Genomic DNA, 26,629 nt, shown 5'->3' on the forward strand with positions numbered 1-26,629 from the left:
TGATAGTATTGCGACGTCGTGACGCCGGAGATGCCGATGCCGATCGTTCAGCCCGACCGGCCGAACGAGCAGACGGGTGGGGGCGACCAGCCCCCTCCAGCCCCCCTCGAGATCGAACTGAAGCTTCGCGCGGCGTCCGAGGATCTCGAACGTCTGCGCCGGGCCGAGCTGCTGACTCGGGTCGCGGCCGGCCCCGGCACCGCCCGGTCGCTGACCTCCTTCTACTACGACACGCCGGATTGCGCGCTGCAGCGCCGCGGCGTGACCCTGCGGGTGCGCCGCATCGGCCAGCGCTTCGTCCAGACCCTGAAAACCGAGCGCCGCGGCGACGGCCTGGCCCGCGGCGAGTGGGAGGTGGCGCTGCCGGCGATGGTCCCGGCGCCCGACGCCTTCGACGACCCCGAGGCGAAGGCCCTGCTGGACGGCGTCCCGGTCGATGCGCTGGCCCATCTCTTCACCACCCGCATCCAGCGCGAGACCCGGATCCTGTCGCTGCCGGACGCGGTGGTGGAATGCGCCTTCGACACCGGCACGATCGAGACCCGCGACGCCAGCGACCCGGTGGCGGAGATCGAGCTGGAGCTGAAGGAGGGCCGCACCGCCGCCCTGTACCGCCTGGCGCTGAGCTTCCTGGACGAGGTGCCGCTGCGGGTCAGCGAGGTGACCAAGGCGGAGCGCGGCTATCGTCTGGTGGCGCGCCGCCCGCCCGGGGTGATGTACGATCCGAAGACGCCTTTGACCTCGCGCATGACGGTGGACGAGGCGATCGCCACCGTGCTGGCCCGCTGCCTCAGGCACTGGACCGCCAATGAGGCGGCGGCGGAGGATGGCGGCGACCCCGGCGGCGTGCACCAGATGCGGGTGGCGCTGCGCCGGCTGCGCTCGGCCCTGGCCCTGTTCAAGAAGACCGTGCCCTCGCCGACGCTGGACTGGCTGCGCGACGAGGCGAAGTGGCTGGCCGGCGCGCTGGGGCCGGCCCGCGACTGGGATGTCTTCCTCAACGCCACGGTCGCGCCGCTGGAATCGCTGCGGCCGGAGGATCCCGGCATCGGGGTGCTGCGGGCCGCGGCGATGCGCCAGCGCGAGGCGGGATACGCCGCGGTGCGCCAGGCCCTGGCCGATCCGCGCTGCACCCGGCTGCATCTGACGCTCGGCGAATGGCTGGAGCGGCGGGGCTGGCGCGACCATGCCTCGACCGCGACGCTGACGGCGCTGGTCGAGCCGATCGACGGCTTGGCCGGGCGGCTGATCGCCCGGGCGCACCGCAAGGTGGCGACCCGCGGCCGCCATCTCGCCCAGCTCGACCCGCATCAGCGGCATCAGGTGCGGATCGCCCTGAAGCGGCTGCGCTACGCCATGGACTTCTTCCGCCCGCTGTATCCGGACAAGCGGGCCAAGCCTTTCGCGACGCAGCTGTCCCGGCTGCAGGACGCCTTCGGCCATCTCAACGACGTCGCCACGGCCGAGGCGCTGCTGCAGCGCCTGACCGGCGAGTCCGCCGACCCCGCGCTGCACCGGGCCGCCGGGATGGTCCTGGGCTGGCACGCCCGCGGCGCCGAATCGAGCGGGCCGGAACTGCTGGCGCAATGGGACGCCTTCCGCGCGGTCAGGCCGTTCTGGACCAGGGAGTGACGGCGCAATTGCGCCCACCCCTTCCCGTCATTGCGAGGAGGCGAAGCCGACGAAGCAATCCATGTCTCCGCCCGTGCGGGTCTGGATTGCTTCGCTGCGCTCGCAATGACGATACTGGGGACTGCAAAGGGGCCTCACCAATGGGGGAGTCGGCATGATTTCCGTGCTCGTCGCGAACACCAAGGGCGGCTGCGGCAAGACCACGATCGCGACGACGCTGGCCTCGGCCTTCGCCGGGCAGGGCCGGTTCACCGTCCTCGCCGATGTCGACCGCCAGCATTCCAGCCTGGACTGGGCGAAGCGGCGTCCAGACGTCGCCCCGGCTCTGGCAGGGCTGGACTGGGCGAAGTCGGAGTTCGCGGTGCCGAAGGATGCCGAGCGGGTGGTGATCGACGCGCCGGCGGCGCTGAAGATGAAGGATGTCGAAGCGCTGGTGAAGATGGCGGACGTGATCGTCCTGCCGGTGCTGCCCTCGGCCTTCGACGAGGCGGCGACGCGCCGGTTCCTGAACCGGCTGGAGGAGCTGAAGCCGATCCGCAAGAGCCGCGCGGCGGTGGCGATCGTCGGCAACCGGATGCGGGTGCGGACCCGGGCGGCCGCCCAGCTCGACGCCTTCCTGGGCGGGCTGGGGCACAGCGTGGTGTCGCGGATCCGCGACAGCGCCGCCTACACTGAGGCGGCGGCGGAAGGGCTCAGCGTGTTCGACCTGCGCGGCCGCCGCGCCGAGGATCTGCGGGAGGATTGGACGCCGCTGCTGCGCCACATCGAGGAGGCCGGCGCCGCCTGAGAGTCCGGCCCTCGGGCCGGCCTCCCGGTCTCACTGCAGTGCGAAATGTCGGATCAATGCCGTGCGGTGTGGTCGCGCAGCACGTCGGCGATGAAGGTGTTGGCCAGGTCGGACGACGCTTCCGGATGCCGCTTGCGGAACGCCTCGAGCGCGGCGTCGCAGGCCGTCCACTCGTCGGCGCCGGCGGCGCGGCGCGCCTCATAGGCGCTGATGACGAGATCGCTGGTGGAAGGAGTCGCCTGGCTCACGGAACCTCTCCCTTGCACAATATCGATGCCTGACTCGGGCGAACAAATCGGCGGGCGAAGCTGTTAACATTGCACTGCACAATAAGTTCCCTGTCCAGTTGAATCTTCAGTCGGATTCCAGCAAACGCAATATCGAAATCGACGCAATTTTGAATAAAGCGCCGTAATCCGGCGGAATGAGATAATATCCGAAAGGATGAAGCTGAGATCAGGACAAGATCATGTCTGATGTAACTGTCAGGGCTTGAGGCGCCAGCCGCGGGCGATCAGCAGGGCGGCGCCGGCCCACAGCACTGCGCCGCCGGCGGCCAGGACCATCAGGCTGCGGCCGACCGGCTCGACCCCGGCGCCGCCGAAGGCGATGCGGGCGGCGTCGATCGCGTAATAGACCGGATTCAGCGCCACCACGGCCGCGAGCGGCCCGGGCAGCAGGGCGACCGGGGCGAAGACGCCGGAGAGGAAGGTGACCGGGATCAGCACGAAGCCGAAGAAGGCGGCGGCCTGGTCCCATTTCTGCGCCCACAGCCCGACCAGCGTGCCGGCGGCGGCCAGCAGGAAGGCGCCGAGCAGCAGCACCAGGGCCAGCAGCAGCGGGTCGGCGACGGCGGTGTCGGCCGCCAGCAGCAGCGCCGCGAGGCAGGGCAGGCCGGTGACGAGGCCGGAGGCGGTGCCGGCCAGGGCATAGCCGGCCGCCACCTCCCAGGCCGAGAGCGGCGGCATCAGGATGTCGCCGACCAGCCGTTCGACCTTGAGGAAGGTCAGGCTGTAGACCGTGGCTTCGGCCGCGCGCTGGACCACGACATAGACCACGAGGCCGGGCGCCAGGAACGGCAGCAGGCCGCCGGGCCCGGCCCAAGCCGTCCCGGCCGGGTCCCCGGTCGCCTCGCCCGAGGCGATGGCGAACACCGCGACGTACAGCAGGATGGAGAAGGTCGGGGCGACGATCGTCTCCAGCCAGTCCTTGAGATAGGCCCGGAACTCACGCTGGAACAGCGTGGCGAGGCCCAGCCAGTGCACCGCGCCGTAGCGCCGGACCGGGCGCGCCGCCCCTGCCGGAAGCTTGGCCCGCATGCCGGCGATCACGCCTTCAGCTTGTAGCCGGTGGCCAGCATGCGCAGCAGCAGCGCCAGCAGCGCCGCGTTGGTGCCGAGCAGGACCAGGATCCCGGTCGCGAGCGTGCCGTCGCTGACGCCGATGAAGCCGTAGCGGAACCCGTCGATCATGTAGAAGAACGGGTTGAGATGGGCGACGAAGTGCCAGGCCGCCGGCAGCCGGTCGAGCGAATAGAAGGTGCCGGACAGGAAGGCCAGCGGCGTGACCACGAAGTTGGTGACCGCGGCGATGTGGTCGAACTTCTCCGACCAGATGCCGCCGATGGCGCCGAGCAGCGCCAGCATCATCGACGCGGCGATGCCGTGAAACAGGACGAAGGCCGGATGGATCGGGTCGACCGGCACGAAGATCCGGATCGCGGCCCAGGTCACCGTACCGACCAGCAGGCCGCGGACGATGCCGCCGGCGATGTAGCCGACCGCCAGCTCGGCCGGCGCCAGCGGCGGCATCAGCACGTCGACGATGTTGCCCTGGATCTTGGCAATCATCAGCGAGGAGGAGGTGTTGGCGAAGGCGTTCTGCGCCATCGCCATCATGATCAGCCCCGGCGCCAGGAACTGCAGGAACGGCACCCCCGCGGCCTCGCGCGACGCGCCGCCGAGGGCGAGCGCGAAGATGGCATAGAACAGCAGGGTGGTGACCACCGGCGCGGCGATCGTCTGGGTCGCGACCTTGAGGAAGCGGTGCACCTCCTTGGCGGTCAAGGTCCACAGGCCGATCCAGTTGATGCGGCCGATCAGGCGGGGCTGGGGCATGGGCATTCGTGTGGCGGCGGGCGCGCGACCATAGCCCGGCGCGTCGCCGCCGGCAAATGGCCGAGGCCGGCCAGGAACGCTACTCCGCCGCCACTGCCCCGGCGCCGGCCTCGGCCGGCATCAGCCAGCCATCCTCGACCTTGAGGCGCAGCGCCGCCCCCTCCTCCGGCGGCGGGCCGCGATGGGCGACGCGCAGCACCCGGTCGGGGTCGGCATCCGGCCGGCAGTGCAGGATCGTGACCGCGCCCTCGAACACGGCGCGCTCCAGCCGGGCCGGGATGCCGTCCGTGTCCACCGCCAGCCCCTCCGCCCGCAGGCAGGCGGTCTGCGACGGCGTGCGCGAGCCGGGGCCGCTGCGCAGCCGCACCGCATGACCCCAGAGCTCGGCGGTGCACAGACCTGGCCCCGCGCCGCCGCGCCAGGTCACCGGCACCACCATGCCGCGGCCGACGAAATCCGCGACCATGGCGGTCGCTGGCTCGGCGTAGAGGCGGCGCGGCGGCGCCACCTGCTGCAGCCTTCCGTGATCCATGACGGCGATGCGGTCGGCCAGCGCCATTGCCTCCGCCTGGTCGTGGGTGACGTAGACGACGGTGGCGCCGAGCTGCCGGTGCAGCCGGCGGAACTCCGCCTGCAGCGCGTCGCGCAGATGCACGTCGAGATTGGCCAGCGGCTCGTCCATCAGCACCAGCGACGGCGCCATGGCGAGGCACCGGGCCAGGGCCACGCGCTGGCGCTGGCCGCCGGACAGCGCATCGGGCCGGGCCTCGGCGCGGTCGGACAGGCCGACCGCGGCCAGCGCCTGGTCGGTGCGCCGGGTCCGCTCCGCCGCCGGAAGTCGGCGGATGCGCAGCGCGTAGTCGACATTCTCCCGCACCGTCATGTGCGGCCACAGCGCGTAGGACTGGAACACCATGCCGATGCCGCGGTCCTCCGCCGGCACCATCGCCCCACCGCCGCCCCCAGCCTGGGCCACCACGCGGCCGCCGATCCGGATCGTGCCGGCATCGGGCGAATCGAAGCCGGCGAGCAGGCGCAAGAGCGTGGTCTTGCCGCAGCCGGAAGGACCAAGCAGCGCCAGGAACTCGCCCTGCGCGACCTGCAGCTCGACGCCGTCAACCGCGATGCGGTGGCCGAAGCGCTTGACGACGCGATCGATCTCTACGGCAGCCATGGCAGCGATCCCCGGGGCAGGCGGCGGGCGAAGAGGGTGGCGATGCCGGCGAGGCCGAGCGTGACCAGCACGGTCAGCACGGCGACGGCTGAGGCGGCGGTGGCGGCGCCTTCCGCCTGCAGCGAGAACACCATCACCCCGACGGTCTCGCTGCCCCGCGACCACAGCAGGGCCGAGACGGTCAGCTCGTTGAAGGCGGTCAGGAACACCAGGATGGCCCCGGTCGCGACCGCCGGGGCCACCGCCGGCAGCAGGATGCCGAACAGGCGCCGCGGCCCGCGGGCGCCGGCCAGTTGTGCCGCCTCCTCCGGCGCCGGGTCGGCCTGGGCGACCGCCGCCGCCACCGGCCGCAGCGCCAGGGCCAGGAAGCGGCCGAGATAGGCGGCGAGGATGATCCAGAGCGTGCCGTAGAGGCTGATCCCGATGAGCGGCAGCGGCCGCAGCAGCAGCAGGATGGCGGCGATCGCGGTCAGCACGCCGGGCAGCGCATAGGGCAGGTCGGCGACGGTGTCGAGCCAGCGCATGGCCCGAGAGCGCCGCGCCTCGGCATAGTAGGCGAGGATCAGGCCGACTGCCGCCGTCGCCAGCGCCGCCGCCCCGGCCAGGAGGGCGCTGTTGAGGAAAGCGCGGCGGGTCGGGTCGTGGTCGAGCAGGATATAGGCGAACTGGTCGAGGCTGGCCGTGCCGAGGCTGAGCTCCACCCCCAGCGCCGGCACCAAGGCCGAGGCCAGCAGGGCCAGGAGTGGCGCGACGGACAGCACGCCGACGACCAGCCACAGCGCCATCTCCACCGAAGGCCGGGCGCGGCCCAGCGGCAGGACCGGCCCGGTCGGCCCGGTGCGGACCAGCACCGGCGCCCGCGCCGCGGCCCAGCGCTGCAGCCCGAGGCCGAGCGCCGCCAGCACGGCCAGCACCAGGGCCAGCGCCGCGACCTCGCCCAGCACCGAGGGGCCGAAGCCGCTGAGCCGCTGGTAGATCAGCGTGGTCAGCACGCTGTAGCGGCCGGGGATGCCCAGCAGCGCCGGCACGCCGAAATTGCCGATCGCCGAGACGAAGGCGAGGGCGGCGCCGGCCAGCAGGGCCGGGCGCAGCAGCGGCAGCAGGATGCCGAGCAGGATGCGCGGCCCCTTCGCGCCGGCGGCGCGGGCGGCCTCGACCAGATCGCAGGGCAGGCCGCGGATGGCGGCGGTGACGGCGAGGAAGACCAGCGCCGCATGCTCCAGCCCCATGATCCAGACCACCCCGCCGCCGGAATAGAGCGGGTGGTTCGGCCAGGGGCCGGTGACGGCGTCGAGCAGGGCGCGGGCCGGGGTGCCGGCGTCGAGCAGCCGGATCCAGGCCAGGGCCGCGATCTGCGGCGGGATCAGCATCGGCAGCAGGCACAGCAGGGCGAGGACGCCCTTGCGCCGGATATCGGTCAGGCCGATGGCGAGCGCCAGCCCGCCGCCGACCAGGACCGAAACCAGGGTCGAGCCGAGGCCGGAGATCACGGTGTTCTGCAGCGCCCGCAGCGTCGCCCGGCCGCCGAGCATGGCCAGCGCCGCCTCCGGTTGCACGAGCCCCTCGGCGAACAGGCGCAGCAGCGGCAGGGCGCAGAACAGCAGCACATAGACGCCGGCCGCCCCCGCCAGCGCCGGATCGCCCCAGCGGCGCGGGCGGAGGGCGGGGGTGGTGGCCAGGGAACCGGTCACGGGTGCAGTGAAACTCTGGTCGGCGATCTCGGAGCCTCCGCGTTAGAGCATGATGGTTTGAGGATAAATCGCTCCGGCGCGATCAGCAGGGCAGCTGGATTTCGGTTCTCTTTGCATTGCCTCTCCCACTTGCGAGACCTTTTCAAAACATTCCATCCCATACCCGTCATTGCGAGGAGGCGAAGCCGACGACGCAATCCAGGGGCCACTGCGAGCGGCCCTGGATTGCTTCGCTGCGCTCGCAATGACGGTGTTGGGAATGGTGAGAAGGTCTCGCCTGCGGGAGAGGCAACAACTCACGTTGGAATGGCCGCCCTCACCCGCCGAAGGCATCGGAGAACTTGCGCTTGTTCTCCTCGACGCCCTTGGCCAGGGTCTCGGCCGAGACCGGCATCAGCTTCAACGCCGAGGCGGCGGGGCGGCCGGGCGGCAAGGGGGCGCCGGGCTTGCCGGGGATGTAGCCCTGCTTGGCCATATAGGCCTGACCCTCGTCCGAGAGCAGCCAGTTCACGAACGTCTTGGCGTCGGCGACGTCGTCGGCGGTCTTCAGGATCGCCACCGGCTCGGTCACCACCGACACGCCGTCCGCCGGATAAACGAAATCGACGGGCGAGCCCTTGGCCTTGGCGTTCAGCGCCATGAAGTCGACGATGATGCCATAGGCCTTCTGGCCGGTGGCCACCGCCTCCATCACCGTGCCGTTGCCCTGGCCGGCCACGGCGCCGTTCTCCGCCAGCTTGTCGAGATAATCCCAGCCCAGGCCGGGCTGCGCCGCGACCGTGCCGACATGGATCACCGCGGCGCCGGAATAGAGCGGGCTGGCCATGATCACCTGGTCCTTGGCCGCGGCGGACAGCAGATCACTCCAGGACTTCGGCGCCGGCGCGCCGGACTTGGTGTTCCAGGCGATGCCGGTCGGGATCAGCTTGGTGCCGAAATAGGTCTTGTCCGGATCGGCGAAGCCGTCGGGGAAGCCCGCGATCGGCGCGTCGGCATAGGCCAGCAGGCGGCCGTCATCCTTCAGCTGCTGCATCGCCACCGCATCGGCGATGAACACCACGTCGGGCTGCGGCGACCCGGCCGCGAACTCCGCCTGCAGCTTGTTCAGCACCTCGGTGGTGCCGGAGCGGAAGAACTCGACCTTCACCCCCGGATGCGCCTTGTTGAACTCGGCGACCAGCGCCGTCATCGCCTCGTTCGGGGTCGAGGTGTAGATCATCAGCGATCCCGGCGCGGCCAGGGCCGCGGTGGAGACGGCCGTCAAAGCGGCGGCGAGAAGAAGGCGGGGCAGCATCGGCGTCGATCCCAAGGATTTTAGGCAATGGCTGGGGTGCTAGCAGGTTCCGGTTGCAGTTTCGTGACCGGTTCGACCCGCCAGGGCAAGCCTGCGGTGTCCGGCGGGGTGAACCGAATCGGCAGGGCGTTGCCGATGCTCTGCATCTCGAAGCCCAGCCCCAGCCGGTCGCGGAGCACCCGCATGATCCCGGCATGGGCCACGATCAGCAGCGGCGCCGGCCTGGCGGCCAGGATCGGCGTACAAGCGGCCCAGGCCCGGTCGCGGAACGCCTCCCAGCTCTCGCCGCCCTCGGGCACGATCAAGTAGTCGCTGCGCTCGGCGATCGGCCGGCCTTCCCAGACACCCCAGCGGCGCTCGGCGAGGCCGGGGTCGGTCGAGACCGGCAGGCCCAACGCCTCGGCTACGATCTCCGCCGTGCGCAACGCCCGGCGCTGCGGGCTGGCGACGATGCGGCGGATGCCGCAGCCGGCCAGGGTCTGGCCAGCCTCCCGCGCCTGGGCCTCGCCCAGTTCGGTCAGCTCGACATCGGTGCTGCCGGCGATCATCCGGTCCCGGTTGGCCGTGCTCTGGCCGTGGCGCAGGAAGTAGAAGGGCTGCATCGATCCGAATGGTCCCTATGTTATGGAATGCGATCGGACGTCACGGTATCCGCAGCGTCGGGTGCACTATGGACGAGAAGACGAACAATCTGGTGCTGGAGCATCTGCGTGCGATCCGGACGGACCTGGCCGAGGTGAAGACCGATTTGCGCTAGGTCAAGACCAGGCTCGGCTTGCTGCTGAGTGATATCGAACAGATCCGGAAACGCCAGAATCTCTTCGAGTCCTGATACCAACGGCGTGAAAATATTGACCCGTCATGGCGAGCCCCGCCCTTACGTCCAATTGGAGGGCGTGGCCATCCAGGGCGGCTCGCACCGGCCCCTGGATGGCCACGGCGCAACGCGCCTCGCCATGACGGGAAGGGGACCAAAGAGTCGATCTCAAGGCCACTGGTATGACCCGCACAGGTCAAATCTCCACGATCTCGTCGAGGACAATGCGGGCCGGCGCAAAGGCGTTGGCCCAGGCGGCGCGGTGGCGGGCGTCGCCGAAGGCCGGCACCACCACCTCGGCCCCGAGCGCCCGGGCCAGCGCCGCGTTCTGCGACAGCCGCGGATGCACCGGCCAGCGCAGCGCGAGCGCGCGGCCCGCCTCCACCGCCCGGCGCGCCGGGGTGCCGGCGGCGAGATAGCCGGTGGCGACCACCGGGCCGTCCTCCGTCCCCCAGCCCTCCAGCAGCGGCTTGGCGGCGCCGCCGGTGGCATTCGGCTTGGCGGCGATGATCGGCCGCTCCGGCGGCGGCTCGAGGGACCCGATCGGCTCGATCCGGCTGCGCAGGGAGCCGAGCATGGTCGCGACTCCGGGCCGCAGCCAGGCCGGGTCGGCGATCAGCCGGTCGATCATCGCGCGATTGGCGTCGCACACCGCCGGCTTTCGGCCGTTCGCGGCCGCCGCGGCCAGCGCGATCTCCGGCCCGCGCCCGCCGGCCGGGGCCAGCAGCAGCGACCGCTTGGCGGCGAAGGCCGGGCCGAAGGCGGCCAGCCGTTCCTCATGCGCCGTGTCGTCGTCGCCATAGGAGGCGTCGAGGATCGCGACCCGCGCCGGCGGCGGCTCGGCATCGACGGCGAACACCACCGAGTCGAACCCCATGTCGCCGGCATAGAACAGCCCGCCGCCCAGGGCGAGATGCAGCCACACCCCGCCCGGTGCGTGGCCGGAGCGACCGCAGGTGACGGCGAGGCCGCCAGGCAGCCGGTTGCGGCCGAGGGCCAGCGGCCGGCGGTCGGCCGGCGATCCTTCGGGCAGCGCCGCCAGCACCGGCGGGGTGGCGTAGACCGGCACCGGGCCGAAGCGCTCCGCCGCTTCCGGCAGCGCCTCGACATGGTCCGGATGGGCGTGGCTGACCAGGATGGCGTCGATCCGGCCGAGGCCGGACAGGTCGGGCCGCATGCCCCCGTCCGGCCCGGCGCCGCAGTCGAGCAGCAGCCGCATTCCCGGCGCCTGCACCAGGAAGCAGGCCGGGCCCTTGCCCCCGACCCCCGAGATCGCCCGCACGCTCGCCGCCATCGGCCCCTCCAGATCGCCGTCTCCTGCCTAGACGGCATCGGCGCGAGACGCCATCCCCGCCTTCGCACGGCTGTCTTGACTCCCGAATGAAACGTTTCATAGTGATGCCATGTCGCAGCGGAAGACGACGATCCGGGAGGTCGCGTCGCGGGCCGGGGTGTCGCTCGGCACGGCGTCCAACGCGTTCAACGGCAAGGCTGGGGTCGCCGCCGAGAGCCGCCAGCGGGTGCTGGAGGCGGCCGAGGCGCTCGGCTACCGCCCGAACAGCCTGGCCGCCGGGCTGCGCCGCCAGCGCACGCGTACCATCGGCCTGGTGGTGCCAGACGTGCTCAACATCGTGTTCAACGAACTGGTCGAGCATCTCGAGAACATCGCCCTGTCGCAGAGCTACGAGGTGATCATCGTCACCTCGCGCGAGGATCCGGAGCGCGAGCACGAGCGGGTACGGGCGCTGCTGTCGCGGCGGGTCGACGGGCTGATCATCGTCCCGACCCGTGACTGGTCGGCGACCGAGCGCGAGATGCGGCACCACCGCATCCCGGTGGTGGTGCTGGACCGCGTCGGGGCCAAGGACCGCTTCCCCTCCGTCGCCGTCGACAACGCCGCGGCCACCCGGCTGGGCACCGAGCATCTGCTGGGCCTCGGCCACCGAGACATCGCCTTCGTCATCAACACGACCCGGCTGTGGAACAGCACCGCCCGCATCGACGGCTTCCTGGCGGCCATGCGCGCCGCGGGACTGGAGAAGCATGCCCGCGTGCTGCTGCCCGGCATGACCGAGGAGGAGACCCGGGCCGGCGTGCTGCCGGTGCTGGCGGCACCGGACCGGCCGACCGCGGTCTTCACCGGCAGCAACGTCGCCACCCTCGGCGTGCTGCGGGCGGTGCAGGATGCCGGCCTGTCGATCCCGCAGGACCTGTCGCTGCTGGCCTTCGACGATTTCGCCTGGCTGACCGTGCTGCGCCCCTTCGTCAGCGCCATGCGCCAGCCGACCGAGGCGCTGGCCGGCCATGCCTGGCGGATCCTGACCGCCGCCTTCGAGGCGCCGGACCGGCCGGCGGAGCATATCCGCCTGCCGGCGCCGCTGATCGTGCGCGAGACCACGGCCGCGCCGCCAGGCAAGGCCGCGGCGCGCCGAGGGATGAAAGCTTTCAAACAGGCGACGGAAGGGGCGGCCGGGCCGCCCTGAGCCGTCGCACCGGGCGGCCGCCACGAAGCCGCCGGCATAAGGGTTGGGGGGAATGCGTGTCGAGTTCAGCCGCAGAGAGTAAGCGACCGGCCATAGCATCGCCGGTGCTCGAGGCCGTCGGCATCGGCAAGGCCTTCACCGGGGTGACGGTGCTGCACGGCGTCGACCTGGCCGTGATCCCGGGCGAGATCCATGCGCTGATGGGAGAGAACGGGGCCGGCAAATCGACCCTGATGAAGATCCTGGCCGGGATTTACGGCGACTATAACGGCACCATCCTGGTCGACGGCGTGCCGCGCCTGTTCGCCGGGGTGCGCGACGCCGAGGAGGCCGGCATCGCCATCATCCACCAGGAGCTGAACCTGGTGCCGGGGATGACCGTGGCCGAGAACATCTTCCTGGGCCGCGAGCCGCTGCGCGGCGGCATCTTCGTCGACGGGCCGGCCCTGCGCGACGCGGCGGCGCGGCTGATCCGCCGCCTCGGCATCGCCGTCGACCCGGATGCGCGGGTGGGGAGTCTCAGGGTCGGCGAGCAGCAGCTGGTCGAGATCGCCAAGGCGCTGTCGCTCGACACCCGCATCCTGATCATGGACGAGCCGACCTCCGCCCTGTCGCCGGCGGAATGCGCCACCCTGTTCGCGGTGGTGCGGCAGCTGGCGCGCGACGGCGTCGCCGTCGTCTACATCTCGCACCGCATGGACGAGGTGATGGAGCTGGCCGACCGCGTCACCATCCTGCGCGACGGCCGCCATATCGTCACCGCCCCGATCGCCGAGCTGTCGCGGGAGCGGATCATCGCCCATATGGTCGGCCGCGAGCTGGCCGCGGCCGAACATCCGGCCGGGCGCGGCGGCGCCGGCGGACGGCCGGTGCTGAGCGTGCGCGACCTGTCGCTGGAGGTGCCGGGACGGCGCGGCGGCTGGCGCCGGGTGCTGGACGGCGTCGGCTTCGACCTGCAGGCCGGCGAGATCCTGGGCATCGCCGGGCTTCTCGGCGCCGGCCGCAGCGAGATCCTGGAGACCATCTTCGGCTCCGCCCGCGGCCGCCGCGGCGGCACCGTCCGGATCGACGGCGCGCCGGTGGCGATCGATGATCCGCGGACCGCCAAGCGCCACGGCCTGGCGCTGGTGACCGAGGACCGCAAGGCGACCGGCCTGCTGCTCGGCGCCTCGATCCGCGACAACCTCGCCCTGCCCTCGCTCTCCGTGCTGGCGCGTCTCGGCCTGCGCCGCTTCGGGCGCGAGGCGGAGCTGGCGCGCGGCACCATCGGCCGCCTCTCCGTGCGCTGCACCGGGCCGCAGCAGCCGGCCGGGCGCCTGTCCGGCGGCAACCAGCAGAAGGTGGTGATCGGCAAATGGCTGGCCACCGCCCCGCGCGTGCTGCTGCTGGACGAGCCGACCCGCGGCATCGACATCGGCGCCAAGAAGGAGATCTACGACCTGATCTTCGCCCTGGCCGACCAGGGCATCGCCATCCTCCTCGTCTCCTCCGAGCTGCCGGAGCTGCTGCTGCTCGCCGACCGCATCCTGGTGATGTGCGAGGGCTGGCAGACCGGTCTCCTGTCCCGCGCCGAGGCCAGCCAGGAGGCCATCATGGACCTCGCCGCCCCCCGCGCCGCCCGAACCGCCCAGATCATGCCCGAGGCCGTGTCATGACCGTGCTTCGCCTGCTGTCCCGCACCAAGCTGTACTGGGGCCTGCTGGTCATCCTCCTGATCGGCATCGCCTTCTCGCCGGTCTCCGGCAGCGGCCGCAACATCTTCCTGTCCTACGGCAACCTGACCGACGTGCTGCGCCAGGTGTCGATCACCGGCCTGGTCGCCGTCGGCATGACCGTGGTGATCCTGATCGCCGGCATCGACCTGTCGGTCGGGTCGGTGATGGCCTTCGGCACGGTGCTGACGGCGACGCTGCTGACCAAGGACGGCTGGACCAGCTCCGCCACCGTCGCCGTCCCAGCCGCCATCGTGGTCGCCTTCGCCGCCGCCTTCCTCTTGGTCCGCTTCCTCGGCCGCGGCCTCAGGCACAGGGAGGGGCCGGTCGGCGCCCGGCGGCAGGCATTGCGCGATCCGCTGCGCGACAGCTGGGTGCCCGGCGCCGCCGGCCTTGCCCTGGCGGCGCTGGTGGCCGCGTGGCTGGTGCCGCAGGTCGGCACCAAGTTCGGCGTCCCGGCCCTGTTGGTGGCCGTGCCCTGCGCCGGCCTGATGGTTGGCGCGGTCAGCGGCGCCATCATCGTCGCCGGGCGGCTGCAGCCCTTCATCGTCACGCTCGCCATGATGGTCGGCATGCTGGGCCTGTCGCGCCTGACCGCGGGCCAGGACAGCGCCGTGCTGCCGGTCTATGCCGGCACCAACGCCACCGAGGACATCGAGCTGCTGCGCAGCATGCTGTGGGGCGTGCTGCCGGTGCCGGGCCTGTTCTTCCTGGCCGCGGTCGCGGTCTTCGCGGTGCTGCTGCGCCTGACCGTGTTCGGCCGCTACGTCTACGCCATCGGCGGCAATGAGGAGGCGGCGCGGCTGTCCGGCATCCCGGTCGACCGGGTGAAGATCGCGGCCTACGCCTTCTCCGGCATGCTCGCGACCCTGGCCGGCATCCTCTATGTCGCCCAGTACCGCCAGGGCAAGCCGGATGCCGGGGCGGGGCTGGAGCTGGACGCCATCGCCGCCGTCGTCATCGGCGGCACCAGCCTGATGGGCGGACGCGGCGCCCTGGCCGGCACCCTGGTCGGTGTCCTGATCTTCGGGCTGCTGTCGAACATCCTGCAGCTCCACAACATCAACTCCAACCTGCAGCTGGTGTTCAAGGGGGCGATCATCGTCGTCACCGTGCTGCTGCAGGAGCGCAACCTGGCCGATCTGCTGGCGCCGTTCCGCACGGCGCGCGCAGCCCGGCAGGCCCCCGCCGCCCGGAGCGAGGCGGCGGGCCAACAAGGATCGTCGCTGATCCATCGGGAAGGAACGCAACCATGAACCGTCGCGATCTGTTGAAAACGACCGCGCTGGCGCTGGGCGCCGGCGTCACCCTGCATCTGCCCGCCGGCTGGACCTCGGCCCGGGCCGCCGCCAAGTGGCGCATCGGCTTCTCCCAGGCGACGACGCTGGAGCCCTGGCGCGTCCAGTTCAACAAGGACATCAAGGCCGAGGCCGAGAAGCATCCGGAGGTGGAGCTGCTGATCGCCGATGCCGAGGACCGGACCGAGAAGCAGGTCGCCGATGTCGAGAACTTCATCCGGCAGGAGGTCGACGCCCTCCTGATCTCGCCCAAGGAATCGGCCGGGCTGACCGGGGTGGTGGAGAAGGCGATCGACGCCAAGATCCCGGTCTTCGTGCTGGACCGCAATGTCGACACCGACCGCTACACCCAGTTCATCGGCGGCGACAATGTGGTGATCGGCAAGGCGGTCGGCGACTTCGTGGTCAAGGCGCTGGGCGGGCCGGGCAAGGCGGCCGGCAACGTCGTCGAGATCTGGGGCGGCCTCGGCACCCAGCCGGCGCATGACCGGTCGAACGGCTTCCATTCCGTCGCCGACAAGGAGCCCGGGCTGAAATACCTGCTGGACAAGCAGTCGGCCGACTGGAAGCAGAACCTGGCCTACGACATCATGGCCACGGCGCTGCGCAACTTCGAGAAGATCGACCTGGTCTACGGCCACAACGACCCGATGGCCTATGGCGCCTATCTCGCCGCCAAGGACGTCGGCCGCGAGAAGGAGATCAAGTTCGTCGGCGTCGACGGGCTGCCGAACGAGGGCGTGGTCTGGGTCAACAAGGGCGAGCTGGCGGCGACCTTCCTTTATCCCACCCCCGGCGCCGAAGGCCTGCGCCAGGCGGTGAAGCTGCTGAAGGGCGAGAAGGTCGAGAAGACGATCGTCCTGCCGACCATGACCATCACCAAGGAGAACGCGCCGGAGATCCTGAAGCAGAACGGGCTGATGTGATAGTTCATCCTCCCCCTCCCCTTGCGCTACGGCATTCACACATCTGCGGATCGGCAGGACAGGCTTGGGACGCGAGAGCAGATTGCCTCTCCGCTTGCGGGAGAGGTCGGGCTCGCGAAGCGAGACCGGGTGAGGGGCCGTCACGGTCTCGCCGAGAGAACAGCATTGCCGCAAGCGAGCGGATGATCCGCTCACGATTCTGAAGCCTTGGTTCTGGGATCGCGGCCGTCGGCCCTCACCCGGAGCCGCTGGCGCGGCTCCGACCTCTCCCGCAAGCGGGAGAGGCAATCGGAGTGCGCCCGAGAGATGTGTGAATGCCGTAGTCCCCTTGCGGGAGGGGGAGGAAAAAAGAGAGGTGCGGGCGCCGGCTCCGTCAGCCCTGCGCCGGGCCGCTGCCGGTTGCGGCGATGGCGGCGGCGGCCAGCGCCGGATCGACCTCGCCGCCTTCGTGGCTGCGCACCACCACGTCGCGGCGGGCGAGATGGATGCCGGCGGCGTCGAACTCCTCGAGGATGCGCTGGTACAGCCGCCGCCGGATCAGGAACTGCTCGCCGGGCCGCGCCATGAACTTGACGCCGATCACCATGTTGAACTCCTCGATCTGGCGCACGCCTTGGGATTTCGGCGGGTCGATCAGATGCGGCCCCAGCTCCGGATCGGCCGCGATCTCGGCGCCGATCTTCTTCACGATCTTCTTCACCTGATCGACATCGGTGTCGAAGGGCACCCGGAACTCCAGCTTCATCACCACCCAGTCGCGGCTGAGATTGGTCATCGCCCGGGCCTCGCCGAAGGGCACGGTCTGCAAGGCGCCGCGCTGATGGCGCAGCTTGAGCGAGCGGATCGAGATCGCCTCGACCGTGCCCTTGAGGTTGCCGATCTCGACATATTCGCCGACCCGGAACGCGTCCTCGAGCAGGAAGAAGACGCCGGAGACGATGTCCTTCACCAGGGTCTGGGCGCCGAAGCCGATGGCGAGCCCGATCACGCCGGCGCCGGCCAGGAGCGGCCCGATATCGATGCCGAGCGAGGACAGCACCACCAGCACCGCGACCGTGGCCAGGGTGACGAAATAGGCGTTGCGGAACAGCGGCAGCAGCGTGCGCAGCCGCGACTGATGGGCGGCGTCGGTCGCCGACATCGTCGCGGTCGACCGGCTCAGCTGGTGGTCGATCACGGCCCGGCCGAGATGCCACAGCAGGTCGATCACGATCAGCGTCAGCACGATGCGCAGCGCGGCGCGCAGCACCATCACGCCCGGCTCGGTTGCCATCATCATCGCGTGCATCGAATCGAAACCCCAGCGATGCACCAGGAAGCCGAGCACGGCGAGAAGGACCAGCGCCTGGGCCGTGCGCTCCACCAGCATGGCCAGCGGCCGGTCCTTGCCTTCGATCGAATCCGGTGACGCCACCGACCGCGCCGCCTCGCGGATCTGGCGCAGCCCCCAGGGCAGCAGCGCCAGCACGAACACGGTGACCGCGGCCCGGGCGGCGCCGAGGGCGACCAGGACGGCGGCGGCGGCCATCGCCACCGTGACCAGCCAGCGCGCGAGGTCGTCCTTGATGCCCGGCTCATCGGTCCAGGCCCGGCGGCGCCAGACGAAAGCGACGACCAGGGCCAGCACCAGGAAGGAGGTCAGCTCGCGGATCATCAGCGCCGCATCCTCCGGCGCGTCCAGCCGGCGCATCAGCCGGGCCAGGAACACGCCGCCGATCATCACCGTCGGGATCGCGATCAGCCAGCGCATGATGACCGGGATCACCGTCTCCGCCACCGCGATCAGACGCAGGTCCGGCCGGCCGGGGGCGAGGCCGAGCCGGAGCACCGCCTGCACCAGCCGGGCGACCAGGACGATGGCGAGCAGGGCCAGCACCAGATGCTGGAAGCCGTGCGGCCAGGAGAAGGCGAGGAAGATGCCGAGGCTGCCGACGGCGAAGGCGACGACGTTGCCGACGGCGAAGACCAGGCGGGCGGCGAAGACGGCAAGGTGTTCGCCGATCCCGACCCCCGGTGCGTGGATCAGCCGGTGGCGGATCGGGGCGGTCAGGCGCCGGAACAGGAGTTCGGCCAGGATGCCGATCCCGACGAAGCCGGCGACGGCCAGGATGAGGCCGAGCACGCCGATCTCGGCCAGCGCCTCGCCGATCCGGGCGCCGACCGCGGCCAGGATGCCGGGCAGGTCGCGCGCGGTCGCGGCATACCAGTGCAGCTTGCTGCGGGTCTGCACCCGCATCATGTCGATCTCGTCCATACCGGACGATGACGCCGGCGCCGCGGCGGCCGGTGCCGGCTGCGTCTGCCGCTGCGCCAGCCAGCCCTGCACCTCGGGGTTGCGCAGCAAATCGAGCAGCTGCTGCACGGAGGCCGGCGGGGCCTGCTCCACCGGCGCGGCGGGCGGCGCCTGCTGCGCCCAGGCCGGCACGCCGAGCAGGACCAGCACCGCGATCAACAAGCCCCGGAACCAGCCCATCCGTCCCTCCCCGTCCCCTGCCCCGCATGCTGTCGCGCCGCGCGGCCGGTGGCAACGGGCGTCGCGCCGGGATCTAACGCCCAGGACGGGCCAGCCGCCGCTCCAAGGCCGTCGCCGCCAGCGCGATCGGGTAGCACAGCGCGAAGTACAGCAGTGCGACCAGGCCATAAGTGCGGGCGGAATCGAAGGTGGCGTTGACGATGATGGTGCCGGCCTTGGTCAGCTCGACGAAGCCGATCACCGAGGCCAGCGCCGTGCCCTTCACCACCTGCACCAGGAACCCCACGGTCGGCGCGATGGCGACACGCAGCGCCTGCGGCAGGATTACCAGGCGCAGCTGCTGCGGCCAGGTCAGGGCCAGGGCCCGCGCCGCCTCCCACTGGCCGCGCGGCACGCTTTCGACCGCGCCGCGCCAGATTTCGGACAGGAAGGCGGCGGCGTAGAGGGTCAGCGCCACCGCGGCGGCGGCGAGCGGCGGCAAGTCGAGGCCGAGCAGCGCCAGGCCGAAGAAGCAGAGGAACAGCTGGATCAAGAGCGGCGTGCCCTGGAACAGCTGGACGTAGAGCCGGGTCGCGTGCCGGGCCCAGCGCCGCCCCGACAGGCGCAGCAGCAGCAGGCCGGCGCCGAGCAGGAAGCCGCCGAGGAAGGCGATCAGGCTGAGGGCCGCGGTCCAGCGCGCCGCCAGCAGCAGGTTGCGCAGGATGTCCCAGGTGGTGAAGCCGGTCATGCGGCCACCTGCCGATGGCGGAACAGCCGCCGGGCCAGCCGGTCCGACAGCCGGCGCAGGACGATGGCGAGCAGCAGGTAGATCGCGCCGACCACGAGATAGGTCTCGAAGCTGAGGAAGGTGCGGGACTGGATGAAGCTGCCGGCGAAGGTCAGGTCGCGCACCGCGATCTGCGACACGACCGAGGAACCGAGCATGATGATGACGAACTGGCCGGTCAGCGAGGGGTACACCTTCTCCAGCGCCGGGATCAGGATCACCAGCCGGAAGGTGCGCCAGCGCGACAGGCCGAGGCTGGCCCCGGCCTCCCACAGGCCGCGGCCGACGCCATCGAGCCCGGCGCGCACGATCTCGGTCGCATAGCCGCCGAGATTGACGATCATCGCCAAGAGGGCCGCCTCGACGCTGCCGAGCCGCAGCCCGAGGCGTGGCAGGCCGAAGAAGACGAAGAAGAGCTGCACGATGAAGGGCGTGTTGCGGATCAGCTCGACATAGGCGCCGACAATGAGGCGGACCGGCGCACGGCGCGAGCGGCGGCCGAGCGCCCCGAGCATGCCCAGCGCCAGCCCGCCGGCGATGGCGGCGAGGGTGAGCAGGATGGTCAGGCCGATCCCCTGCAGGATCAGCCCGCCATAGCCGAGGAGGTCGGCGAAGTGAAAGGTCAACGGAACCGGATCCCGCGGCTCAGATCGGCAGGTCGCCCGGCAGGGCCGCGCCGAGCCACTTCCGGCTGATCGCGTCCAGCCGGCCGTCCTGCTTCGCCGCGGCGATGATGGCGTTGACCTTGGCCAGCAGCTTCGGCTCGCCCTTGTTCAGGCCGATGAAGCACGGCGACTGGCTGAGGATGAATTTCGGCTCCGGCCGCACCGCCGGGTCGCGCGCCAGGATCGCGGCGGCGACGACGTTGCCGGTCGCGATCAGCTCGGTCTGGCCGGACAGGAAGGCGGCGATGGTGGTGTTGTTGTCCTCGAACCGCTCGATATCGGCGTCGGCCGGCGCGATCTTGGAGATCGCCAGGTCCTCCAGCGCGCCGCGGGTGACGCCGATGGTCTTGCCGGACAGGTCCTCGGCCTTTGCCACCGTCGAATCGGCGGGGCCGAACACGCCGGAGAAGAACGGCGCATAGGCGCTGGTGAAGTCGATCACCTTCTCCCGCTCGGCGTTCCTGCCGAGGCTGGAGATGATCAGGTCGACCTTGTGGGTCTGCAGATAAGGCAGGCGGTTTGCACTGGTGACGGGCACCAGCTCGACCTTCACGCCCAAATCCTGGGCAATCAGGTTGGCCATGTCGATGTCATAGCCCTGCGGTTGCAGGTCGGGCCCGGCCGAGCCGAAGGGCGGGAAGTCCTGCGGCACGGCGATGCGGATCACCCCGGCGGCCAGAACATCGTCCAGCGCCTCGGCCGCGGCGGGCTGCGCCGCCCCGGCCAGCCCGATGGCGACCATCAGGCCGCAGACCAGCCCCTTCCCCCAATGCAGCAACGACATCACCTGCTTCCCATCCTGCCGGCGCGACCGCCGCGCCATCCGGGCCCCGGGATCAGCAAGCGGCGTGCCAGGATGCGCCCGTACCAAGCCGGGAAGCGTCCGGCGAAACAGACCGCAACAAATCGTTACGCACCCGGCATTGTCCGGTCCGCCCGGGGAGGTTAGGGAGAGGCGGGATCCACGATCAGGACAGACTGTTGACCACTCTGCTGTACATCCTCGCCTTTCTCTGCCCGCCGCTGGCCGTCTATCTCGACATCGGCGCGGGCGACGAGCTGCGGCTCAACATCATCCTGACGATCCTGGGCTGGATTCCCGGCATCATCCACGCCCTCTACATCCTGTCGATCCACCCGCCGCATTGAGCGGCAACGCCCGCCAGCGCAGGCTGGCGGGCGTCGATCGGTCAGGGGGTCAGTCGCGGACATAGTGCTTCCGCATCACCCCGTCGAAGCGCTTGCCCTTCAGGCAGCAGCGCCTGAAAGCTGCGGCCCGAGCCGCAGGGGCAGAGATCCCGGCGGCCCAGCTTCTCGACCAGCTCCTTGTCGCCATGGACGACCCGGTCGCCCCGGCCGACCTGGGTCTCGGAATTGAAAGCCCCTCCGGCGCTTGCTCAGCGGCTCAAAAGCAGTAGGGGGCGTCGAAGCGATCCTTGCGCATGATAACCTCCTCTGTCGCGAGGCCGTCCGGATGCCGGACGGCCGCGGTCGATAGCAGGAACGCCGCCGCCGCGCCAGCACCGGGCGCTCGAGCGCGAGGCCCAAGCGCCCGGCCTCCCCCCGGTTACAGCGCGAAGTCCGCCGCCGTCAGGGCAACATGGCCGTTGAGCACGATGTGGAAGTCGGAGGCGCCGTCGCCGTTGACGTCTCCGGCGATCGTGGTGGTCGTGGGCGAGGTGAAGGCATAGCGCAGTTGGCCGGCGGTATGGGTGTAGAGATCCGTGCCGATGAAGTGGAACGCCTGGTCGCCCGCCGCGCCGATATTGGCGTCGATCGCCGACAGGTCGATCCTGTCATGCTGGGCTTTGCTGAAATCGAGGATCTTGTCGGCGCCCGGCCCGAACACGCTGTCCGACGGCGTGGTGAACGCGAACCGGTCGGCCCCGGCGCCGCCGGTCTGGGTGTCGGTGCCGGCGCCGCCGCGAAGGATGTCGTTCCCGGCACTGCCGACCAGCTTGTCGTCGCCCAGCCCGCCGTCGAGCGTCAGGCTGATCTTGCCGGCCGCCACCGCCCCGGCGTGGATCACGTCGTTGCCGGCGCCGGCGGCGACCGTCAGCAGGTCGGCGGCTTCCGAATGCTGGATCGAGACCGTCGCCTTCAGCCCGCCGATGCCGATCGCCGTACCGGAGGACGAGAGCGAGATCTTGTCGGCGCCGGCGGTGCCCTCCACGGTCACCGCATCGACCGCGCCGTCGCCGGTGGTGCCGCCCGGGGCCCCGGCCAGATCGATGCCGACGCGGGTGGTCTCGGTCCCGGTCAGATCATGGACCGTGACCTTGTCGGCCCCGCCGAGCGCGGTGAACTGGATGCGCTCGACATCGTTCAGGTCCATGTTGATCGAGGCGATATCGCGGAAGAAGGTCGTGCGCCCGAAATTGGCCAGGATATCGACCGTCTCGGCGGCGCCGGCGCCCAGGAAGCTCAGATCGTCGGTGCCGAAGCCGCCCTCGACCGTGTCGCTGCCCTCGCCCGGGGCCCAGAAGAAGGTGTCGTCGCCGGCGCCGAGGAAGGCGGTGTCGTCGCCCCTGGCCCCGATCACGACATCGTTGCCGGCGCCGCCGAGCAGCAGATCCGCCCCGGCGCTTCCGGCCAGCGTGTCGTTCCCTTCGCCGCCGTTGAGGACCAGGACCATCGATTGCGGCAGCGCCCGCGCATCGATCCGGTCGTTGCCGCCGAGCCCGTCGATGATCAGGTGATCGCCCGCATCGAAATGCGCGATCGTGGTCTGCGCCGCCAAGCCGTTCACCACCACGGTCGCGGCCGCTCCCGTGCCGGTCTGCGACAGCGTGATCACGTCGGCGGCACCGGCCGCGGCGCCGTTGATGGTCACCGTGTCCGTCACGCCGTCGCCGGCGGTGCCGCCCGCCACCCCCGCGAGATCGATCGCCACCTGCTTGACATCGGTGCCGGCCAGGTTGTTGAGGGCGATCAGGTCCGACCCGCCGAGCGCCTGGAACTGGATCCGCTCGACATTATCCAGGGTCATGGTCACCGTGGCGATGTCGCGGAAGAAGATCGCCTTTCCGGCATTGGCGAAGATCTGGATGTTCTCGTCGACACCCGCGCCGAGGAAGGCGAGCGTGTCCGTGCCCGCCTCGCCGTCGACCGTGTCGCTGCCATCGCCCGGCGCCCAGCCGAACACGTCGTTGCCCGCACCCAGAAAGGCGGTGTCGTCGCCTCTCTTGCCGACCACGACGTCGTTGCCGCCTTTGGCGTTGATGGTGTCGGCCTCGTCCGTGCCGAACAGGTTGTTGGCGTTGTCGTCGCCGTCAATGATGGCCATGAATCGATCCCCTTCTGTCGGGGCGGCCGGCGGCCGCCGCTCGCTGTCTCACCCGGCCAAACTGCCGGAGCGTCGGGGATTCGCGTGTTACCGAGGTCACCTCCGCCGCCGGATGTGCTCCAATGGCCGGGTCCGAGCGCAGGAGTCGCGACGATGCTGAAGCGGATCGATGCCGGGGTGCTGAACGTCGCCTATGAGGAGACCGGCGATCCTTCCGGCTGGCCGGCGGTGCTGCTGCACGGCTTCCCCTACGATATCCACAGCTATGACGAGGTCGCGCCGGGCCTCGCCGCGCGCGGCGCCCGGGTGATCGCGCCCTATCTGCGCGGCTACGGCCCGACCCGGTTCCTCTCCCCGGAGACGCCGCGGTCGGGCGAGCAGGCAGCGCTGGGGCACGACCTGCTGACGCTGCTGGATGCGCTGGGGATCGAATCGGCGGTGCTGGGCGGCCATGACTGGGGCGGCCGCGCCGCCTGCATCGTCGCGGCGCTGTGGCCGGAGCGGGCACGCGGCCTGGTCTCGGGCAACGGCTACAACATCCAGGACATTCCGAGATCGGGCGAACCCGCCGATCCCGAGACCGAGCACCGCTTCTGGTACCAGTACTACTTCCACGGCGAGCGTGGCCGGCGGGGGCTGGAGCAGGATCGGCGCGAGCTGTGCCGCTTGCTGTGGCGGCTGTGGTCGCCGCAATGGCGCTTCGACGACGCCACCTACGAGCGCAGCGCCGCTGCCTTCGACAATCCCGACTTCGTCGACATCGTGATCCACTCCTACCGCCACCGCTACCGGCTGGCGGAGGGCGACCCGGCTGTGGCCGAGATCGAGCGCCGGCTGGAGGCGCAGCCGCCGATCACCGTGCCGACGATCACGCTGGACGGCGACGTCGACGGGGTGGACCCGCCCGGCGCGGCCGACCATCTCGCCAACCGCTTCACCGGCCGGCACGAGCACCGGGTGGTGGGGCCGGGGATCGGCCACAACCTGCCGCAGGAGGCGCCGGAGGCCTTCGCCGAGGCGATGCTGACCGTCCGCGACTGGGCGGGCGGCTAACAGCGATTGACCGAGCGATCAAGCAGGCCGGAGACGATGGCGCAGGAGAAGTCGAGCAGGAACAGCCCGCGATGCGGCCGATAGTAGGCGAAGAAGCGTCTCAGCATCGGTCGTTCCGGGGTCAGCTGCCGCCCTGCCACGCCCGGATCGAATCGACGGGGCGCAGCAGCATCAGCACGTTCAGGGTGAGGTTGTCGCGGATCAGCCAGCCGGTCAGCAGCTCGAAGGCCACCGCAAGCGTCACCGTCAGCCAGACCGGCGCCCGGGCGGCGAAGAAGAAGCCGGCCAGCATGAAGGCGATGTCGGAGACGGAGTTGATCACGCTGTCGCCGGTGTAGCCGAGCGCGATCGTCGCCTCGCGGTAGCGGTCGATCACCATCGGGCTGTTCTCGGCGATCTCCCAGGCGCCTTCGATCAGGAGGGCAAGCAGCGCCCGGGTGCCGAGCGGCAGACGCCGGGCCAGGAGCCAGGTCAGCCCGAAGAACAGGAAGCCGTGGATGATGTGCGACGGTGTGTACCAGTCGGCGATGTGCTGGGAGTTGTCCGCGCTCATCACGTCCGGCGCCCACAGCCTGACCGTGCCGCAGGCGCAGATCGGCACCCGGCCCATGGTCAGCAGGATCGCCGCCGTCGCCGCGACCAGGCCGAAGCCGAGCAGAAGAGAGAGGCGCGGCGGCAGGCGGTCCGGCCGTGCCGCTGTGGAGGATCCGTTCAGCATGGGCGCAGTCCTACCACGGCCGGAAGCCTGCAAACCATTCGCAGACGTCGGGACGACGCGCCGGATTCGGCATGACGAGACGGGTCTTATCAGCGGCCCGAAGTATTGACCGTCATGGCGAGCCCCGAAGGGGCGTGGCCATCCAGGGCCGCTCGCACTGGCCCCTGGATGGCCACGGCGCTGCGCGCCTCGCCATGACAAGAAAGGGCCAGAGAGTCGATCTCAAAGGCCGTCGATATCAAAGATAGGGCGAGGCCAGCCACACCACGCGGTTGCGCAGCCGGGTCAGCAGCGGCCGGGCCCGCAGCGTGTCCAGCGTCTCCGGCCGGGCAGTGGCGATGCGCTGCCGGATCGCCGCGTCGATCTCGCCGGCGACGCCGCGGTCGTAGATCTCGACATCCAGCTCGAAGTTGAGCCGCAGGCTGCGCGAATCGAGATTGGAGGAGCCGATCAGCGCCCAGGCGCCGTCCACCGCCATCAGCTTGGAATGGTCGAAGGGGCCGGTCGCCCGCCACACCCGGCAGCCGGGCCGCAGCACCTGGTCGAGCTGCGCGGTCATGGCGAAATCGACCAGGGCGAGGTTGTTCACGCTGGGGATGACGATGTCGACCTCGACCCCGCGCTGCGCCGCGATGGCCAGCGCGCTGGTCAGTGGCAGGTCGGGCAGGAAATAGGGCGAGCAGATGCGGATCGAGCGCTGCGCCACAGCGATCGCGCCCATCACCAGGCTGTGATTCGAGCCGAGGGTGAGGTCCGGCCCGGACAGGATGGCCCGGGCCAGCACCGACGGCGTCGGCAGCGGCTGCGGCAGCGACCGCCACGCCTTGCCGTGCAGCCGCTCGCCCGTGGTGAAGCGCCAGTCCTGGCCGAAGGCGGCCAGCAGGCTTTGCACCAGCGGGCCGCGGATGCGGGCATGGACGTCGCGGCCCACGGCCCCGTTGGCATGGGCGCTGAAGAAGTGCGCCCGGATGTTCATGCCGCCGGTGAAGGCGGTCTCGCCGTCGACGATCAGCAGCTTGCGGTGGCAGCGCAGATTGGCATAGGGCAGCTTCAGGCCGATGACGTTGCTCATGAAGCGGGCGGTGGTGACGCCGCCGGCCCGCAGCAGGCCGACGATCTGGGGCCGCGAATAGCGCGCGCCGATGGCGTCGATCAGCACCCGCACCTCGACCCCGCGCCGCACCGCCTCGATCAACGCCTCGGCGACCTCCCGCCCGACCGGATCGTTGTCGAAGATGTAGCTCTGCAGCGCGATCGAGGACCGGGCGCCGCGGATCGCCTCCAGCATCGCCGGATAGGCCTGGTCGCCGCCCTGCAGCAGCCGCAGCTCGTTGCCCGCGGTCACCGCGAAGGGCGAGATCCGATCGCCGAGGCGCTGCAGCGAAGCGAATTGCGGCGCCGAGGCCGCGGCCACATCCACCCCCGGCCCCGTCTCCTGGTCGTCCATGCCGACGCCCGACCGGCGGCGCCGGCGCGCGATGGCGGCGCGCCGCACCCGGTTGACACCCAGGACCAGATAGATGACGGCGCCGAGGATCGGGTTCAGCACGATCACGCCGACCCAGCCGGTGGCGGCGCGCACGTCGTCCTTGGTCATGACCGCATGGATGGCGCCGCCGATGCCGAGCACCAGGCTGGCCACCAGCACGATGTCGGGCCAGTACGTCGTCCAGAAGGCGTTCATCCCATCCACGATCCGATGCTCCGCGGCCCACCCGGCAGGGAGCGGGCCGCGACT

Annotated in this window: 24 protein-coding genes; 8 read left to right on the forward strand and 16 right to left on the reverse strand. The window is 70.8% G+C overall.

From position 1 onward, the window contains the following. Positions 1-36 precede the first annotated feature (36 nt). Both KXR53_RS16210 and KXR53_RS16215 read left to right on the forward strand, forming a co-directional pair. Positions 37-1,632 (forward strand): CYTH and CHAD domain-containing protein, encoded by a 1,596-nt coding sequence (locus KXR53_RS16210; protein ID WP_437376267.1) that lies wholly within the window; start codon positions 37-39, stop codon positions 1,630-1,632. 154 nt (positions 1,633-1,786) lie between these two features. Beyond that, complete coding sequence (locus tag KXR53_RS16215; RefSeq protein ID WP_437376268.1) at positions 1,787-2,419, forward strand: AAA family ATPase; 633 nt, start codon at positions 1,787-1,789, stop codon at positions 2,417-2,419. 53 nt (positions 2,420-2,472) lie between these two features. On the opposite strand, the gene KXR53_RS16220 is transcribed toward KXR53_RS16215, so the two are convergent. From KXR53_RS16220 to KXR53_RS16255, 8 genes are all read right to left on the reverse strand, one after another. Beyond that, entirely contained in the window at positions 2,473-2,667 is a 195-nt protein-coding gene (locus KXR53_RS16220) for a hypothetical protein (protein ID WP_026872279.1), read from the reverse strand. A 237-nt stretch (positions 2,668-2,904) separates the two neighbouring features. Continuing rightward, positions 2,905-3,738, reverse strand: a complete 834-nt coding sequence (locus KXR53_RS16225; protein ID WP_437376269.1) for an ABC transporter permease — start codon at positions 3,736-3,738, stop codon at positions 2,905-2,907. 8 nt (positions 3,739-3,746) lie between these two features. After that, positions 3,747-4,535 (reverse strand): ABC transporter permease, encoded by a 789-nt coding sequence (locus KXR53_RS16230; RefSeq protein ID WP_437376270.1) that lies wholly within the window; start codon positions 4,533-4,535, stop codon positions 3,747-3,749. Positions 4,536-4,614: 79 nt separating this feature from the next. After that, positions 4,615-5,709 (reverse strand): ABC transporter ATP-binding protein, encoded by a 1,095-nt coding sequence (locus tag KXR53_RS16235; protein WP_437376271.1) that lies wholly within the window; start codon positions 5,707-5,709, stop codon positions 4,615-4,617. Then, the gene (locus tag KXR53_RS16240) at positions 5,697-7,400 is read right to left on the reverse strand and encodes an ABC transporter permease (protein ID WP_437376272.1); all 1,704 of its coding nucleotides are present in this window, start codon (positions 7,398-7,400) and stop codon (positions 5,697-5,699) included. Before KXR53_RS16240 ends, KXR53_RS16235 begins: the two co-directional genes overlap by 13 nt. A 316-nt stretch (positions 7,401-7,716) precedes the next feature. Further along, complete coding sequence (locus KXR53_RS16245; RefSeq protein ID WP_437376273.1) at positions 7,717-8,694, reverse strand: ABC transporter substrate-binding protein; 978 nt, start codon at positions 8,692-8,694, stop codon at positions 7,717-7,719. A gap of 20 nt (positions 8,695-8,714) precedes the next feature. Next, on the reverse strand, positions 8,715-9,296 hold the full coding sequence (locus KXR53_RS16250) for a histidine phosphatase family protein (RefSeq protein ID WP_437376274.1): 582 nt from the start codon (positions 9,294-9,296) through the stop codon (positions 8,715-8,717). A gap of 411 nt (positions 9,297-9,707) precedes the next feature. Further along, positions 9,708-10,805 (reverse strand): MBL fold metallo-hydrolase, encoded by a 1,098-nt coding sequence (locus KXR53_RS16255; protein ID WP_437376275.1) that lies wholly within the window; start codon positions 10,803-10,805, stop codon positions 9,708-9,710. A gap of 109 nt (positions 10,806-10,914) precedes the next feature. Between KXR53_RS16255 and KXR53_RS16260 the strand changes: the two genes are divergently transcribed. The 4 genes from KXR53_RS16260 to KXR53_RS16275 all read left to right on the forward strand — a co-directional run bounded on the left by KXR53_RS16260 (position 10,915) and on the right by KXR53_RS16275 (position 15,930). Beyond that, positions 10,915-11,994, forward strand: a complete 1,080-nt coding sequence (locus KXR53_RS16260) for a LacI family DNA-binding transcriptional regulator (protein WP_437376276.1) — start codon at positions 10,915-10,917, stop codon at positions 11,992-11,994. Positions 11,995-12,098: 104 nt separating this feature from the next. Beyond that, positions 12,099-13,649, forward strand: a complete 1,551-nt coding sequence (locus tag KXR53_RS16265; RefSeq protein ID WP_437376277.1) for a sugar ABC transporter ATP-binding protein — start codon at positions 12,099-12,101, stop codon at positions 13,647-13,649. Next, positions 13,646-14,962 (forward strand): ABC transporter permease, encoded by a 1,317-nt coding sequence (locus KXR53_RS16270; RefSeq protein ID WP_437376278.1) that lies wholly within the window; start codon positions 13,646-13,648, stop codon positions 14,960-14,962. The genes KXR53_RS16265 and KXR53_RS16270 overlap by 4 nt, the downstream gene beginning before the upstream one ends. Beyond that, on the forward strand, positions 14,959-15,930 hold the full coding sequence (locus tag KXR53_RS16275) for a substrate-binding domain-containing protein (protein ID WP_437376279.1): 972 nt from the start codon (positions 14,959-14,961) through the stop codon (positions 15,928-15,930). Before KXR53_RS16270 ends, KXR53_RS16275 begins: the two co-directional genes overlap by 4 nt. Positions 15,931-16,303: 373 nt before the next feature. On the opposite strand, the gene KXR53_RS16280 is transcribed toward KXR53_RS16275, so the two are convergent. The 4 genes from KXR53_RS16280 to KXR53_RS16295 all read right to left on the reverse strand — a co-directional run bounded on the left by KXR53_RS16280 (position 16,304) and on the right by KXR53_RS16295 (position 20,618). Beyond that, positions 16,304-18,403 (reverse strand): mechanosensitive ion channel family protein, encoded by a 2,100-nt coding sequence (locus tag KXR53_RS16280; RefSeq protein WP_437376280.1) that lies wholly within the window; start codon positions 18,401-18,403, stop codon positions 16,304-16,306. Between the two features lie 73 nt (positions 18,404-18,476). After that, entirely contained in the window at positions 18,477-19,130 is a 654-nt protein-coding gene (locus KXR53_RS16285) for an amino acid ABC transporter permease (RefSeq protein WP_437376281.1), read from the reverse strand. After that, positions 19,127-19,795: an amino acid ABC transporter permease gene (locus KXR53_RS16290; protein ID WP_437376282.1), complete on the reverse strand. Its 669-nt coding sequence runs from the start codon at positions 19,793-19,795 to the stop codon at positions 19,127-19,129. Before KXR53_RS16290 ends, KXR53_RS16285 begins: the two co-directional genes overlap by 4 nt. Before the next feature lie 19 nt (positions 19,796-19,814). Further along, the gene (locus tag KXR53_RS16295) at positions 19,815-20,618 is read right to left on the reverse strand and encodes a transporter substrate-binding domain-containing protein (RefSeq protein ID WP_437376283.1); all 804 of its coding nucleotides are present in this window, start codon (positions 20,616-20,618) and stop codon (positions 19,815-19,817) included. 197 nt (positions 20,619-20,815) lie between these two features. Between KXR53_RS16295 and KXR53_RS16300 the strand changes: the two genes are divergently transcribed. After that, a complete protein-coding gene (locus KXR53_RS16300; RefSeq protein WP_081991824.1) occupies positions 20,816-20,983 on the forward strand; it encodes a YqaE/Pmp3 family membrane protein in 168 nt (55 codons plus the stop codon). Positions 20,984-21,024: 41 nt separating this feature from the next. On the opposite strand, the gene KXR53_RS16305 is transcribed toward KXR53_RS16300, so the two are convergent. Together KXR53_RS16305 and KXR53_RS16310 are read right to left on the reverse strand one after the other, a co-directional pair. Next, a complete protein-coding gene (locus tag KXR53_RS16305; protein WP_437376428.1) occupies positions 21,025-21,156 on the reverse strand; it encodes an SEC-C metal-binding domain-containing protein in 132 nt (43 codons plus the stop codon). Between the two features lie 245 nt (positions 21,157-21,401). Continuing rightward, positions 21,402-23,120 (reverse strand): calcium-binding protein, encoded by a 1,719-nt coding sequence (locus KXR53_RS16310; protein ID WP_437376284.1) that lies wholly within the window; start codon positions 23,118-23,120, stop codon positions 21,402-21,404. Between the two features lie 153 nt (positions 23,121-23,273). On the opposite strand from KXR53_RS16310, the gene KXR53_RS16315 reads away from it, so the two are divergent. Beyond that, positions 23,274-24,173: an alpha/beta fold hydrolase gene (locus KXR53_RS16315; RefSeq protein WP_437376285.1), complete on the forward strand. Its 900-nt coding sequence runs from the start codon at positions 23,274-23,276 to the stop codon at positions 24,171-24,173. Between the two features lie 121 nt (positions 24,174-24,294). Here the strand turns inward: KXR53_RS16315 and KXR53_RS16320 are convergent, their stop codons facing one another. Both KXR53_RS16320 and KXR53_RS16325 read right to left on the reverse strand, forming a co-directional pair. Further along, positions 24,295-24,891 (reverse strand): DUF2585 domain-containing protein, encoded by a 597-nt coding sequence (locus tag KXR53_RS16320; RefSeq protein WP_437376286.1) that lies wholly within the window; start codon positions 24,889-24,891, stop codon positions 24,295-24,297. A 238-nt stretch (positions 24,892-25,129) separates the two neighbouring features. Further along, positions 25,130-26,575, reverse strand: coding sequence for a phospholipase D-like domain-containing protein (locus tag KXR53_RS16325; RefSeq protein WP_437376429.1), 1,446 nt, complete (start codon positions 26,573-26,575; stop codon positions 25,130-25,132). Positions 26,576-26,629 lie beyond the last annotated feature (54 nt).

Source organism: Inquilinus limosus (genome assembly GCF_051487185.1).
Classification (GTDB): Bacteria; Pseudomonadota; Alphaproteobacteria; order DSM-16000; family Inquilinaceae; genus Inquilinus; species Inquilinus limosus_F.

Excerpts from the sequence above, each read along its gene's own strand:
- KXR53_RS16320 (WP_437376286.1), bottom strand. The coding sequence starts at position 24,891 with ATGCTGAACGGATCCTCCACAGCGGCACGGCCGGACCGCCTGCCGCCG.
- KXR53_RS16230 (WP_437376270.1), bottom strand. The coding sequence starts at position 4,535 with ATGCCCCAGCCCCGCCTGATCGGCCGCATCAACTGGATCGGCCTGTGG.
- KXR53_RS16310 (WP_437376284.1), bottom strand. The coding sequence starts at position 23,120 with ATGGCCATCATTGACGGCGACGACAACGCCAACAACCTGTTCGGCACG.
- KXR53_RS16285 (WP_437376281.1), bottom strand. The coding sequence starts at position 19,130 with ATGACCGGCTTCACCACCTGGGACATCCTGCGCAACCTGCTGCTGGCG.
- KXR53_RS16275 (WP_437376279.1), top strand. The coding sequence starts at position 14,959 with ATGAACCGTCGCGATCTGTTGAAAACGACCGCGCTGGCGCTGGGCGCC.
- KXR53_RS16270 (WP_437376278.1), top strand. The coding sequence starts at position 13,646 with ATGACCGTGCTTCGCCTGCTGTCCCGCACCAAGCTGTACTGGGGCCTG.
- KXR53_RS16280 (WP_437376280.1), bottom strand. The coding sequence starts at position 18,403 with ATGGGCTGGTTCCGGGGCTTGTTGATCGCGGTGCTGGTCCTGCTCGGC.
- KXR53_RS16210 (WP_437376267.1), top strand. The coding sequence starts at position 37 with ATGCCGATCGTTCAGCCCGACCGGCCGAACGAGCAGACGGGTGGGGGC.
- KXR53_RS16245 (WP_437376273.1), bottom strand. The coding sequence starts at position 8,694 with ATGCTGCCCCGCCTTCTTCTCGCCGCCGCTTTGACGGCCGTCTCCACC.
- KXR53_RS16295 (WP_437376283.1), bottom strand. The coding sequence starts at position 20,618 with ATGTCGTTGCTGCATTGGGGGAAGGGGCTGGTCTGCGGCCTGATGGTC.
- KXR53_RS16255 (WP_437376275.1), bottom strand. The coding sequence starts at position 10,805 with ATGGCGGCGAGCGTGCGGGCGATCTCGGGGGTCGGGGGCAAGGGCCCG.
- KXR53_RS16225 (WP_437376269.1), bottom strand. The coding sequence starts at position 3,738 with ATGCGGGCCAAGCTTCCGGCAGGGGCGGCGCGCCCGGTCCGGCGCTAC.
- KXR53_RS16260 (WP_437376276.1), top strand. The coding sequence starts at position 10,915 with ATGTCGCAGCGGAAGACGACGATCCGGGAGGTCGCGTCGCGGGCCGGG.
- KXR53_RS16325 (WP_437376429.1), bottom strand. The coding sequence starts at position 26,575 with ATGAACGCCTTCTGGACGACGTACTGGCCCGACATCGTGCTGGTGGCC.
- KXR53_RS16215 (WP_437376268.1), top strand. The coding sequence starts at position 1,787 with ATGATTTCCGTGCTCGTCGCGAACACCAAGGGCGGCTGCGGCAAGACC.
- KXR53_RS16315 (WP_437376285.1), top strand. The coding sequence starts at position 23,274 with ATGCTGAAGCGGATCGATGCCGGGGTGCTGAACGTCGCCTATGAGGAG.
- KXR53_RS16235 (WP_437376271.1), bottom strand. The coding sequence starts at position 5,709 with ATGGCTGCCGTAGAGATCGATCGCGTCGTCAAGCGCTTCGGCCACCGC.
- KXR53_RS16250 (WP_437376274.1), bottom strand. The coding sequence starts at position 9,296 with ATGCAGCCCTTCTACTTCCTGCGCCACGGCCAGAGCACGGCCAACCGG.